A 13,432-nucleotide genomic window follows, 5' to 3' on the forward strand; every position below is an offset into this window, starting at 1 on the left:
TCCCGACGAGCTCGTCTTGCTGCTGGGCCCCGCGTTCATCGACCGCCCGGCGTTCACCGGCGCGCCCGCCGACGCGCTGCGGCACCTGCTCATCGTGGTGGACGACCCCGACTTCGACCTGAACACCTCGACGTTGGCGCTGGGCCGCGCGGGCGTCACCGTCGTGCATCGCTGTACGAAACCACCGCACCGCGAGCAGTACTCGGATCCGGAGAAGCCGATCCTGCGCGTCGGCGACGGCGCGATCGAACGCTGGCAGACCGGCGGCTGGCAGCCCTACATCGACGACGCCGACCGGCTCGGCGCCGACGAAGCCGCCCACCTGGCGCGCTTATTGTCGCGCTGGGACTCCAACCCGACGCACACCGGGCTGCGCTCGGCGGCCACCCGTGGTGCCACCTTCACCACGCTGCTGGGCATCCCGGACGCCTCGCGGCTGGACGTGCCCACACTTTGGGCGCCGCGCCGCCGCGAGGACGAGTTGCGGGTACCCATCGGCGTCACCGCGACGGGCGAGCCGCTGTTCTTCGACCTGAAGGACGAAGCCGAGGGCGGGATGGGCCCGCACGGCCTGATGATCGGCATGACGGGCTCCGGAAAGTCCCAGACCCTGATGTCAATCCTGTTGTCGCTGTTGACAACCCATTCGGCCGACCGGCTGATCGTGATCTATGCCGACTTCAAGGGCGAAGCCGGCGCCGACAGTTTCCGCCACTTCCCGCAGGTCGTCGCGGTGATCTCCAACATGGCCGAGAAGAAGTCACTGGCCGACCGGTTCGCCGACACGTTGCGCGGGGAGGTGGCCCGCCGTGAAACGCTGCTGCGCGAGGCCGGCCGCCGCGTGCAGGGCAGCGCGTTCAACTCGGTGGTGGAATACGAGAACGCCATCGCCGCGGGTCATGACCTTCCTCCGATCCCGACGCTGTTCGTGGTCGCCGACGAGTTCACCCTGATGCTGGCCGATCACCCGGAATACGCGGAGTTGTTCGATTACGTGGCGCGCAAGGGCCGCTCGTTCCGCATCCACATCCTGTTCGCGTCACAGACGCTGGACGTCGGCAAGATCAAGGACATCGACAAGAACACCTCCTACCGCATCGGGTTGAAGGTGGCCAGTCCCAGCGTTTCCCGCCAGATCATCGGCGTGGAGGACGCGTACCACATCGAGTCGGGCAAGGAGCACAAGGGCGTGGGCTTCCTGGTGCCCGCCCCGGGCGCGACCCCGATCAAGTTCCGCAGCACCTACGTCGACGGCATCTACGATCCGCCGCAAAAGACCAAAGCCTATGTGGTGCAAGCGACCCCGGAGCCCAAGCTGTTCACGGCCGGGCGGGTCGAGCCGGACCAGGACACGGTGATCTCGGCGGCCGACGACGAGGAATTCACCGGACCGCCGCGCAAGCTGATCGCCACCATCGGAGACCAGTTGGCGCGCTACGGCCCGCGGGCGCCGCAGCTGTGGCTGCCGCCGCTTGACGAGCCGATCCCGCTGACCGAGGTGCTGGCGCGCGCCGGGGTGCCACAGCGCCAGTGGCAGTGGCCGCTCGGCGAGATCGACAAGCCCTTCGAGATGCGCCGCGACCCGCTGATGTTCGACGCCACCTCGTCGGCCGCGAACGTGGTGATTCACGGCGGCCCGAAGTCCGGGAAATCGACTGCGCTGCAGACGTTCATCCTGTCGGCTGCCAGCCTGCACTCGCCACGCGACGTCACGTTCTACTGCCTGGACTACGGCGGCGGCAAGCTGCGGGCGCTCGAAGACCTGGCGCACGTCGGCAGCGTCGCGTCGGCGCTGGAACCCGAGCGCATCCGGCGCACCTTCGGCGAGCTGGAGCAGCTGCTGCTGTCCCGGCAGCGGCGCGAGGTGTTCCGCGACCGGCACGGCGCCGCGCCCGACGACGGGTACGGCGAGGTGTTCCTGGTCATCGACAACCTGTACGCGTTCGGCCGGGACAACACCGACCAGTTCAACACCCGTAACCCGTTGCTGGCCAAGGTGAGCGAGCTGGTGAACGTCGGGCTCGCCTACGGCATCCACGTCGTCATCACCACCCCGAGCTGGCTCGAGGTGCCGCTGGCGATGCGCGACGGCCTCGGGCTGCGCCTCGAGCTCAAGCTGCACGATCCGCGGGACAGCAACGTCCGGCTCGTCGGCGCGCTGCGGCGCCCCGCGGAATCGGTGCCGCACGACCAGCCGGGCCGCGGCTTGACGATGGCCGCCGAGCACTTCCTGTTCGCCGCGCCGGAGCTGGACCAGATTGCCGCGCTCAACGCCCGCCACCCGGGCGTGGCCGCACCGCCAGTGCGCCTGTTGCCGACCAACCTCGCGCCCGAGACGGTCGGTGCGCTCTACCGCGGCCCGGAACAGGTGGTCATCGGCCAGCGCGAGGACGATCTCGCACCGGTCGTCGTCAACTTCGCCGACGAGCCGCTGCTGATGGTGTTCGGCGACAGCAAGTCCGGCAAGACCACGTTGCTGCGCCACATCATTCGCACCATCCGCGAGAACTCCACGCCCGACCAGGTGGCCTTCACGGTGCTCGACCGGCGACTGCACCTGGTCGACGAGCCGTTGTTCCCCGACAACGAGTACACCGCCAACGTCGACCGCATCACCCCGGCCATGCTGGGGCTGGCCAACATCATCGAGTCGCGTCGTCCCCCGGCGGGATTGTCGCCCGGTGAGCTGGCCCGCTGGACCTACACGGGCCACACCCACTACCTGATCATCGACGACGTCGACCAGGTACCGGACGCGCCGGCGATGAGCGGCCCGTACGTCGGGCAGCGGCCATGGACACCGCTGATCGGAATCCTCTCGCAGGCGGCCGATTTGGGGCTGCGAGTGATCGTCACGGCACGGGCCACCGGGTCCGGGCACGCTCTGATGACCAACTCGCTGCTGCGCCGCTTCAACGACCTGCAGGCGACCACGCTGATGTTGGCCGGCAATCCGCAGGACAGCGGCAAGATCCGGGGTCAGCGATTCGGCCGGTTGCCGGCCGGGCGGGCGATTCTGTTGGGCGACAGCGACAGTCCGACGTACGTGCAGTTGGTCAACCCGCTGGTGGGTGAGGCCGCGATGTTCGGTGAAAGGGGAGAGTCATGACGTTGCGAGTGGTTCCCGAGGGCCTGGCCGCGACCAGTGCAGCGGTGGAGGCGCTGACGGCGCGCCTTGCGGCCGCCCATGCGGCGGCCGCTCCGGCCATCACCGCGGTGGTGCCGCCGGCGGTGGATCCGGTGTCGTTGCAGACCGCCCTTGGCTTCAGCGCGCAGGGCCAGGAGCACGCCGCGGTCGCCGCCCAGGGCGTGGAAGAGCTCGGCCGCGCCGGCGTGGGCGTCGGCGAAGCCGGCGCCAGCTATCTCGCCGGGGACGCCGCGGCCGCCGCGACGTACGGGTTCGCGGGCGCCTGACGATGACTGTCCCCGTTGCGCCCCTCTGGATGGCCTCGCCACCCGAGGTGCATTCGGCGCTGCTGAGCGCGGGTCCCGGACCGGGGCCGCTGTTGGCGGCCGCCGGCGCGTGGACCGCGCTGAGCACCGAATATGCAACGGCGGCAGCCGAACTCACGGGCGTTCTCGGGGAGACCCAGGCGGGGGCGTGGGAGGGCCCCAGTGCCGCGCAGTACGCGGCGGCGCATGCGCCGTATCTGGCGTGGCTGCAGCAGGCGAGCGCCGACAGCGCGGGCGTGGCCGCGCAACACGAGATCGCGGCGGCCGCGTACACAGCCGCACTGACGGCGATGCCGACACTGGGGGAGCTGGCCGCCAACCACACCGTTCACGGGGTGTTGGTGGCGACGAACTTCTTTGGCATCAACACGATTCCCATCGCGCTCAACGAGGCCGACTATGCGCGGATGTGGGTCCAGGCCGCCACCGTGATGAGCGCTTATCAGGCCACCTCGGGGGCGGCGCTCGCCGCCGCGCCGCGCAGCGCCCCGGCGCCGTCCGTCGTGCGTCCGGGCGGTGAGGCCAACAGTCTCGCGGCCAACGCCTCGCAGAACACACCCGGGGATTGGTGGCAGCAGCTGTCGAAGTTCCTGCAGGACTTCTTCGGAAACATTCAGCAGATGCTGCAGAACTTCTTCTCGAACCTGCCGGCGTTCCTGGCGGCCAACGGTCCATTGCTGTTCTTCGTGGCCTACCAGGTGTTCTTCAACGCCGTCGGTTGGCCGACCTGGGGTGCGATCCTGACCGCGCCCTTCCTCATCCCGCTGCTGCTCGGCATCGGCCTGGGTTCGCTGCTCTCCGCCCCCGCCGAGATCGCGCCGGTCGCGGCCGGGGCCGCCGCGACACCGCTCGTGACGTCGACCCGGCCGGCGTCGTCGCTGCCGGCGGTTGCGCTGGCCCCGACGGTGGCGAGTCCCGCTGGGGCACCGGCCAGTTCGGCCGCCGCGGGCTCCGGTACGGCTCCCGCCCCCGCCGCAGCGTCGGCGCCGAGCACTCTCGCTTACCTGGTCGCCTACGGAGGTGACCCGGACCCGGGCATCGGCCCGACGGTGGGTGGGCGCGGTGGGGCCAAGGCGCCGGCGGCGACCATCCCGGCGGCCGGCGCGGCGGCGGCCAGCCGCGCCGAGACGCGTGCGCGGCGGCGCCGGCGCGCCGCGATGCGCGACCACAGCGACGAATACCTGGATATGGACTCCGACATCGGCATCGCACCGGACTACGGCGACGACGAGCGACTGGCCGCGGCGGTGGCGTCCGGTGCGGGGGCCGGAACACTGGGCTTCGCTGGAACCGCACGTAAGGAGAACACCTTCCACGCGGCCGGGTTGACCAAGCTCACCGATCGCGAATTCGGCGGCGGTCCAAGGATGCCGATGATGCCCCGCACCTGGGACCACGACGCGGACCAAGACCCGGCGCATCCGACCGAGCCGAGAGAAGGGGGCTAGCGCAGTCAGCATCATGCCCGTCAGTCAGCGAAACCCCTTGGGAACGAACAGAAAGGAATCACCATGAGTATGTTGGACGCTCATATCCCGCAGTTGGTGGCCGCGCAATCGGCATTCAGCGCCAAGGCGGCCCTGATGCGCAGCACCATCAGCCAGGCCGAGCAGGAGGCGATGTCGGCGCAGGCGTTCCACCAGGGCGAGTCCTCGGCCGCGTTCCAGGCCGCGCACGCCCGGTTCGTCGAGGCCGCCGCCCGGGTCAACACCCTGCTGGACATCGCACAGGCCAACCTCGGCGACGCCGCCGGCACCTACGTGGCCGCCGACGCCGCCGCCGCGTCCGGCTACAACGCCTTCTGATCCGGCTTCAGCAGCCAACAACCGCGAAAGGACTTGTCATGTCCCAGATCATGTACAACTACCCGGCGATGCTGAGCCACGCCGCCGACATGTCCGGCTACGCCGGCACGCTGCAGGGGCTCGGTTCGGACATCGCCAGCGAGCAGGCCACGCTGTCCAACGCCTGGCAGGGCGACACCGGTATGACCTACCAGGCTTGGCAGGCTCAGTGGAACCAAGCCATGGAAAGCCTGGTGCGCGCCTACCAGTCGATGGCCAGCACCCACGAGGCCAACACCACGTCGATGCTCGCCCGGGACCAGGCCGAAGCCGCCAAATGGGGCGGCTAGTTCTCGTCAGATGAGCGCTGAGCCCAACGCCGTCGAGCTGACGGTCGATCACGCGTGGTTCATAGCGGAAACCATTGGGGCGGGCAGCTTCCCGTGGGTGCTCGCGATCACCTCGCCCTATAGCGATGCCGCGCAACGCCAGGCGTTCCTCGAGCGTCAGAAGGCCGAGCTGACCCAGTTGGGTCTGGTATCGGAGGGTGGAGTCGTCCACCCGGCGGTGGCCGACTGGATCAGAGTGGTGTGCTTTCCGGAGAGATGGCTCGACCTGCGCTTCGTGGGTCCCGCCAAGGACGCCGGCACCGGAGAGCTGCTGCGCGGCATCGTGGCGCAGCGCTCGGCCACGACTTCCCGGACGATCGTGGCGCTGCGCAGCGCGCAACTGATCACGTTCACCGCCATGGACATCGACGATCCGCGCGCGTTGGTTCCCGTTCTCGGCGTCGGGCTCGCTCAGCAACCGCCGGCCCGATTCGACGAGTTCAGCATGCCGACGCGGGTCGGCGCGCGGGCCGACGAGCGGCTGCGCTCGGGCGCCTCCCTCGCCGAAGTCGTTGACTACCTCGGCATCCCGCAGTCGGCGCGGAAGGTGGTGGAGTCGGTGTTCAACGGTCCGCGCAGCTACGTCGAAATCGTCGCGGGCTGCCACCGCGACGGGCGGCACGCCACCACCGAGGTGGGGATGAGCATCGTCGATGCGGCCGCGGGTCGGGTGCTGGTCAGTCCGTCCCGCGCATTCGACGGCGAATGGGTGTCGACCTTCGCCCCCGGCACACCCTTCGCGATCGCCGTCGCGCTCGAACAGCTGACCGCGCTACTGCCGGAGTCCGATTGGTTCTCCGGTCACCGGTTGGCCAGAGATTTCACTACACAACACGCATAACCCCTCAATAGAGAAGAGAGCAACGATGTTTCAGGTATGGCCCCAGCGTGTTTCGAGGGTCCGGTGACGTCCGGCGCCGTGATGCCGATCGTCCGCGTGGCAATCCTCGCGGACAGCCGGCTGACGGAAATGGCGTTGCCCGCCGAGCTGCCGCTGCGGGAAATCCTGCCCGCCGTCCAACGTCTGGTGATTCCCGCGACATCGAACGGTGACTCCGACGACACCGCCCGAGGGACGGCCGACCTCGGCGCGGCGATCCAACTGAGTCTCGCCCCGATCGGCGGCGCGCCGTTCAGCCTCGACGCCAGCCTCGACACCGTCGGGGTAGTGGACGGTGACCTGCTGGCGCTGCAGCCCTTGCCCGCCGGGCAGGCGGCTCCCGGCATCGTCGAGGACATCGCCGACGCTGCCATGATCTTCTCGACTTCGCGGCTGAAGCCCTGGGGCGCAACGCATATCCAGCGCGGCGCGCTGGCCGCGGTGATCGCCGTCGCATTCCTGGCGACCGGGCTCTCGGTCACCTATCGCGTCGCCACCGGCGCGCTGGCCGGGCTGGTCGCGGTCAGCGCGGTCGCGGCGGTGACCGCGATCGTCGGCTTGCTGGTCGCGGCGCGCTCGCCGCGCACCGGGTCCGCGTGCGCGATCGCCGCGCTGGTGCCGATCGGCGCCGCGCTGGCATTGGCGGTGCCCGGACGGTTCGGGCCGGCGCACATCATGCTCGCCGCGGCCGGCGTCACCGCATGGTCGCTGATCGCCCTGATGGTGCCCGGCGCGGAGCGGGAGCGCATCGTCGGATTCTTCACCGCGACCGCGGTGGTGGGAGCGGGGGTGCTGCTGGCCGCCGGCGCGGAGGTGCTCTGGCAGCTGCGGCCGCTCGCCATCGGCTGCGGGCTGATCGTCGCGGCGCTGCTGGTCACCGTCGAGGCGGCTCAGCTCTCGGCGCTGTGGGCGCGCTTCCCGCTGCCGGTCATCCCGGCGCCCGGCGACCCGACCCCCTCGGCCCCCTCGTTGCGGGTGCTCGAGGACCTGCCGCGGCGGGTGCGGATCAGCGATGCCCATCAGAACGGATTCATCGCTGCCGCAGTGCTGCTCAGTGTCCTGGGCTCGGTGGCGATCGCGCTGCGCCCCGAGGCGTTGAGCGGCGTGGGCTGGTACATCGTGGGCGCCACGGCGGCAACATCCGTGCTACGCGCCCGGGTATGGGATTCGGCCGCGTGCAAGGCGTGGCTGCTCGCGCAGCCGTACCTGGCGGGCGGCGTCCTGCTGGTGATCTACACGGCGACCGGACGTTTCGGCGCCGCGCTGGGTGCGGCGCTGGTGCTCGTCGTGCTCGCCGTGGTGTGGATAGTGGTGGCCCTCAACCCGCGCATCGCCGAGCCGGAAAGCTACTCGCTTCCGGTGCGCCGGCTGGTGGGCTTCGTTGCGGCCGGGCTCGATGCGTCACTCATCCCCGTCATGGCTTACCTGGTCGGCATCTTCACTTGGATACTCAATCGATGATCCGGTCCGGATCGGCCTGTCTCGCAGCGGCTTTGGTGGCCGTGCTGTGGACGTGTCCGTCGGCGTTGGCCATCGATCAGCCGAAGGTCGATCCGGGCGTCCCGCCGCCGAGCGGGGCCCCCGGCCCCGTGCAGCCGATGGAGCAGCGCGGCCCGTGCAGCGTCTCCGGGGTCATCCCCGGCAGCGATCCCGCGGCCGTCACGCCCAGCCAGGCGACGCTGAATCTGTCGGGGGCATGGCAATTCTCGCGGGGTGACGGCCAGCTGGTGGCGGTGCTCGACACCGGTGTACGGCCGGGTCCGCGGCTGCCCAACGTCGATCCGGGCGGTGACTTCGTCGAGACGACCGACGGCCTGACCGACTGCGACGGCCACGGCACCCTGGTGGCCGGACTCATCGCCGGGCAGCCCGGCGAAGACGGCTTTGCCGGCGTGGCGCCCGCGGCGCGCGTGGTGTCGATCAGGACGACCTCGGCCAAGTACTCACCCCGCACCCCCGGCGGTGACCCGCTGCTGGCGCGGGCGGCGTCGGACGTCGCCACGCTGGGCCGCGCGATCGTGCACGCCGCCGACCTCGGCGCCCGGGTGATCGACATCTCCACGCTCACTTGCCTGCCCGCCGACCGGCCCGTCGACCAGGCCGCTCTCGGCGCGGCCATTCACTATGCCGCGGTGGAGAAGGATGCGGTGATCGTGGCCGCCGCCGGCAACACCGGACCGACCGGATCGGTCGCCGGCGGCACGTCCTGTGAGTCCAACCCGCTCACCGACCTGAGTCACCCGGACGATCCACGCAACTGGGCCGGTGTCACCTCGATCTCCATCCCGTCCGTGTGGCAGCCGTACGTGCTGTCCGTGGCCTCCCTGACACCGGACGGCCAGCCGTCGAAGTTCACCATGGCCGGGCCGTGGGTGGGCATCGCGGCGCCGGGCGAACGGATCGTGTCGGTCAGCAACGCCGACGGTGGCGGCCTGGCCAACGGGCTGCCCGACGAGCACCAGCAGCAGGTGGCCCTGAGCGGCACCAGCTACGCGGCCGGTTACGTGGCCGGCGTCGCCGCGCTGGTCCGCAGCAAGTACCCCGCGCTCAACGCCACCCAGGTCGTGCACCGCATCACCGCGACCGCCCACAACGGCGCCCGGGCGCCGTCCAACGTTGTCGGCACCGGCAGTGTGGACCCGGTGGCGGCCTTGACCTGGCAGCTGCCCGCGGGCAATCCGCAGCCCGCGGCCCCGGTCAAGCCGGTCGCCGTCCCGCCGGCACCCGCGCCCAAGGACACCACCCCGCGGATTGTCGCGATGGTTGGAACCGCCGCGCTGGCTGTGCTTGTCGCAGTCGCGGGCGCGGTCGCTGCCACCGCCACCCGCCGACGAAAGGACCCCACCCCGTGAGCCTGCAGCGCTGGACGCCCACCCCCGGACCCGGCCGAATCACGTTGGCGTTGCTGGCCGTCGTGCCGGCGGTGATGGCCTACCCCTGGCGGTCGCCGCGCGATTACTGGCTGCTCGGGATCGCCGCGGCCGTGGTGCTCGTGCTGTTCGGCGCCTGGCGCGGTTTGTATTTCACCACGCTGCTGCGCCGCCGGCTGGCGATCATGGGACGCGGCGACACGAGCGCACCCGAATCCGCTTCTGCCACCGCGACAACCGCGCTGCTGCGGGTCGGGGCGCCGGGCGGCGACGCGGCCGATGCGCTGCCGCTGCCCTTGATCGCCAGCTACCTGGACCGTTACGGCATCCGCGCGGACAAGATCCGAATCACCAGTCGCGACAACGCATCCGATGCATCCAGGCACGAGACGTGGATCGGGATCACGATATCGGCCGTCGACAACCTGGCCGCGCTGCGCGCCCGCTCCGCGCGCATCCCGTTGCACGAGACCGCGCAGGTGGCGGCGCGCCGGCTGGCCGACCACCTGCGGGAGCTCGGGTGGGAAGTCAACAGCGTCGCATCCGACGACGTCCCGCGGTTGCTCACCTCCAACCCGCGGGAGAGATGGTCCGCGGTGCAGCGCGGCACGTCGGATTACCTTGCCGCATACCGGGTTCAGGTGGGCCGGGAGTTGGCCGAGACGCTGGAGTCGATCCGGGCGTATCCGGCGCGGGAGACGTGCATGGCGCTGGAGATCGCCGGCGACGGCACCCACAACACCGTTGCGGCCGCGTGTGCCTTCCTGACCGACACGCCACCGCAGCGGACCGTGCCGCTGGCCGGGCTGATCCCGCAGCGCGGCAATCACCGGCCGGCGCTCGAGGCACTGGATCTGTTGTCCACGCGGCGGCTCGACGGGCACACCGATGCCCCGGCGTCCCTGCTGACGGAGCTGGACTGGCCGACCCTGGCGGCCGAGGAAAACGCTAGAACATGACGGTCTGCAGGAACGCGGTCATCCGGCGCAGATAGTCCAGCTGGCTCACGTGCAGCACGTGGCTGCCCGGAAACCAGTGCAGCGCACAGCGATCCCAATGCTCCCACAGCTTGACGGCATGATCCGGCGGTGCCATCCGATCGCCGAGCCCGGTGATGATCATCCGCCGGTCCTTGTCCAGCAACGGCCGATACGTCAGCGGGCAATGGTAGGACAGCCCGTCCCACAACTGGTCGCGGCTGATGTGCGACAACCGCAGCCCCAGCCGCACGAGCCTGTTGGCCGGAAACCATTCGTCGAACAGGGTTGCCGGGGTGACGACGGGACAGTTCGGGATGACGGCCTCGAGCCGGTCGTCGACCGAGGCCACCAGCGCCGAGGTGTACCCACCCAGCGATATGCCGGTCAGCGCGATCCGGTCGACCCCGGTACCGCGCAGGTAATCGATGATGGACCGGAAGTCGTGCACCGCCTGGGCCATGGCCTCCGCGAAGCCGCTGAGCCCGCCCGCGAAATAGCCGAAACCGCTGAACGGCGAGAGCCTTTCGGCGCGCTTGCCGTGAAACGGGAGGGTGTACATCAGGACGTCGTAACCGGACCGGTAATACCACGGCAGCGCAAAGAACCGCCCGTTGGCCAGATACGACGACCCCATGAAGCCGTGGATGACACACAGCGTGGGACGCGGCCCGTCGGCGTGGCGCCAGTGCTGTGCGCGCACGGTGTTGTTGGACCGCCACGCAGCCCATTGCTCGCGCATCGCGGGGTTGATGGCCGTGAAACTGCTTTCGAACGCGATGTTTTCCACCGTGCCGCCGGCGACCCACTCGGTCAGCGGGCTGGCCGTCCGTGACCTGACCCGCGGCGGTTTCGTCGGCGCGGGAAACGACTTCACCGGGTCTCGCTGCGCGCCCAGCTCGGCGTAGAAGTTCAGGTTTGCGCGCTCGGCGCCGGCATCGGTGTGCCGCAGGGAAGCGGCGAGCACGGCCGGGGCCACCGTCGCGGTCAGCAGTGACGACACCCAGGTGCGCAGGGCGAGGTCGCCGATGGCGGAGCCCTCGACTACCATGCGCTGGCGGGGGGACAACGCGGAATTCGGGGGCAATCCGCCGACGTCGACGGGTACGTCAGCGCCCTTGAATGCACCGGGAATGTCCGGAACGGGAATGGGCGGATCAATCGAAGTATCGGGCGCCACGAAAGCCGATGCTAACCGGCGGGCGCCGCTCCCGGGGCCAGTTGGGCGGCGCCGGGGCGCCATGCGGTAATACGGTTGGTCTGTCTGCCGACTAGCGACGGCGCGTTGATCAGGAGGATCGACATGTGGGATCCAGATGTCTACCTGGCCTTTGCGGACCATCGCAGCCGGCCCTTCTACGACCTGCTGTCACGGGTCGGGGCCGAGCGGGCCCGGCGGGTCGTCGATCTCGGTTGCGGGCCCGGCCACCTGACCAAGTACCTGTCGCGGCGCTGGCCGGAAGCGGTGATCGAGGCGATGGACACCTCGCCGGAGATGGTCGCCGCGGCAAGGGAACGCGGCATCGACGCCGTCGTCGGCGACTTACGGGACTGGAAGCCCAAGCCCGATACCGACGTGGTGGTCAGCAACGCCGCCCTGCATTGGGTGCCCGAGCATGCCGACCTGCTGGTCCGCTGGGTGCACGAGCTGCCCGCCGGTTCGTGGATCGCCGTCCAGATCCCGGGCAACTTCGAGACGCCGTCACACGCCACGGTGCGGACACTGGCCCGGCGTGAGCCCTATGCAAAGGTGATGCGGGACATACCGTTCCGCGTCGGTGCCGTGGTGCAGCCGCCGATTCAATACGCCAATCTGCTGCTCGACGCAGGATGCAAGGTCGACGTCTGGGAGACCACCTACCTGCACCAGTTGTCCGGTGACAATCCGGTGCTGGAATGGATCACCGGGACGGCGCTGGTTCCGGTGCGCGAGCGGCTGAGCGCCGAAGACTGGGAGCGATTCCGCGAGGAACTCATCCCGCTGCTCGACGACGCCTACCCGCCCCGGAGCGACGGCACGACGATCTTCCCGTTCCGGCGGGTGTTCATCGTCGCCGAGGTCGGCGGCTCGCGGCGCTCCGCCGGCTAGCCGCTCGCTTCCTTCTCGATGCCGCGTTCGGCGGCGATCGCCGACCGGGAGGTCGGCTTCATCCGGTGAATCTTGAGGTACGTCTCGGTGTAGCGCGCGGAGATGCGGGTGCCGGCGAACTCCGAAGGGATGACGTCACCGGTGCGCTGGCGCCAATCATGAAGTCGGACAGCCAAATCCGCGGCGATCTCGTCCGCATCCCCGTCGTCACCGGCGAGCAGGTTGGTGGTCTCGGTGGGGTCGGTGCGCAGATCGTAGAGTTCGCGCTGCGGGCGCGGCCCGGTGACCAAGGGTGCCACGGCCATCCCGGACGGGCTCTCCTCGATGTCCAACGGCAGGTCGAGCAGCGGCCGGGGCGCATAGTTCTCGATGTAGCTGTACTCCTTGGTGCGAATCGCGCGGATCGGATCGAAGGAGTCGTGATAAGTCTTCGTCGTGTACACGTGGTCTCGGACCGGCACGGCATGCGGGTTCGGCTCGACGAGGGCGCGCGCGTGCGACACCCCGTCGACATCGTCGGGAACGTCGAGACCCAGCAGGCCCAGCAGCGTCGGCAGCAGGTCCACGCCGGAAAACAGTTCGTCGTAGACGCGCGGGGCGAGTGCCCGCCTGGCGGGGGGCCGGATGATCATGCCGATGCCGGTTCCCGCGTCGTAAAGCGTGGATTTCGCGCGCGGGAACGCCGGACCGTGATCGGTGAAGAACACCACCCAGGTGGTGGCGTCCATCCCGGTTTCGGCCAGCGTGTCCAGCAGCCGGCCGACGGCGGCGTCGGCCGTCGCGATCGCCCCGTAGAAGCTGGCCAGGTCGCCGCGCACGTCGGGGGTGTCGGGTAGGTAGTCGGGCGGGTCAACCTCGGCGGTGTCCGCCGGCTCGTAGCGGTCCCGCGGATAAGGCCGGTGCGTCTCGAAGAAGCCGGCGGTCAACAGGAACGGTTGGCCCCCGAGATCCTCGTCGCCGTCACGCAGCCATTCGGCCGTCTTGTCCACC

At 69.9% G+C, this 13,432-nt stretch carries 12 protein-coding genes; 10 read left to right on the forward strand and 2 right to left on the reverse strand.

Annotated elements, in window-relative coordinates; translation table 11 throughout:
- From eccCb to eccE, 9 genes are all read left to right on the forward strand, one after another.
- Positions 1–3,109: type VII secretion protein EccCb (eccCb, locus tag A5711_RS11035; RefSeq protein WP_067946344.1), on the forward strand; the 3,109-nt coding region annotated here is incomplete at its 5' end.
- Complete coding sequence (locus tag A5711_RS11040; RefSeq protein WP_067946345.1) at positions 3,106–3,414, forward strand: PE family protein; 309 nt, start codon at positions 3,106–3,108, stop codon at positions 3,412–3,414. The genes eccCb and A5711_RS11040, both read left to right, overlap by 4 nt.
- A 2-nt stretch (positions 3,415–3,416) precedes the next feature.
- A complete protein-coding gene (locus tag A5711_RS11045; RefSeq protein ID WP_067946347.1) occupies positions 3,417–4,901 on the forward strand; it encodes a PPE family protein in 1,485 nt (494 codons plus the stop codon).
- A 63-nt stretch (positions 4,902–4,964) separates the two neighbouring features.
- Complete coding sequence (gene esxG / locus A5711_RS11050) at positions 4,965–5,258, forward strand: type VII secretion system protein EsxG (protein WP_067278108.1); 294 nt, start codon at positions 4,965–4,967, stop codon at positions 5,256–5,258.
- Between the two features lie 38 nt (positions 5,259–5,296).
- Complete coding sequence (locus tag A5711_RS11055) at positions 5,297–5,587, forward strand: WXG100 family type VII secretion target (protein ID WP_067946349.1); 291 nt, start codon at positions 5,297–5,299, stop codon at positions 5,585–5,587.
- Positions 5,588–5,597: 10 nt separating this feature from the next.
- The gene (locus tag A5711_RS11060; protein WP_067946351.1) at positions 5,598–6,467 is read left to right on the forward strand and encodes an ESX secretion-associated protein EspG; all 870 of its coding nucleotides are present in this window, start codon (positions 5,598–5,600) and stop codon (positions 6,465–6,467) included.
- Between the two features lie 36 nt (positions 6,468–6,503).
- Positions 6,504–7,967: a type VII secretion integral membrane protein EccD gene (eccD, locus tag A5711_RS11065; protein WP_156744876.1), complete on the forward strand. Its 1,464-nt coding sequence runs from the start codon at positions 6,504–6,506 to the stop codon at positions 7,965–7,967.
- Positions 7,964–9,358, forward strand: a complete 1,395-nt coding sequence (gene mycP / locus A5711_RS11070) for a type VII secretion-associated serine protease mycosin (protein WP_067946354.1) — start codon at positions 7,964–7,966, stop codon at positions 9,356–9,358. The genes eccD and mycP overlap by 4 nt, the downstream gene beginning before the upstream one ends.
- On the forward strand, positions 9,355–10,335 hold the full coding sequence (gene eccE / locus A5711_RS11075) for a type VII secretion protein EccE (protein WP_067946356.1): 981 nt from the start codon (positions 9,355–9,357) through the stop codon (positions 10,333–10,335). The genes mycP and eccE overlap by 4 nt, the downstream gene beginning before the upstream one ends.
- Here the strand turns inward: eccE and A5711_RS11080 are convergent.
- Positions 10,325–11,533 carry an alpha/beta hydrolase gene (locus tag A5711_RS11080; protein ID WP_067946358.1) on the reverse strand — a complete coding sequence of 403 codons (1,209 nt, stop codon included), beginning with the start codon at positions 11,531–11,533 and terminating at the stop codon, positions 10,325–10,327. The genes eccE and A5711_RS11080 overlap by 11 nt on opposite strands.
- 123 nt (positions 11,534–11,656) lie before the next feature.
- On the opposite strand from A5711_RS11080, the gene A5711_RS11085 reads away from it, so the two are divergent.
- Positions 11,657–12,442, forward strand: a complete 786-nt coding sequence (locus A5711_RS11085) for a trans-aconitate 2-methyltransferase (protein ID WP_067946360.1) — start codon at positions 11,657–11,659, stop codon at positions 12,440–12,442.
- Here A5711_RS11085 and A5711_RS11090 read toward each other — a convergent pair.
- Positions 12,439–13,432 (reverse strand): sulfatase-like hydrolase/transferase (locus tag A5711_RS11090; protein WP_067946362.1); only part of this gene is annotated, 994 nt, incomplete at its 5' end. The two genes, A5711_RS11085 and A5711_RS11090, sit on opposite strands and share 4 nt — an antisense overlap.

This window comes from Mycobacterium sp. E2238 (assembly GCF_001672665.1).
Classification (GTDB): Bacteria; Actinomycetota; Actinomycetes; order Mycobacteriales; family Mycobacteriaceae; genus Mycobacterium.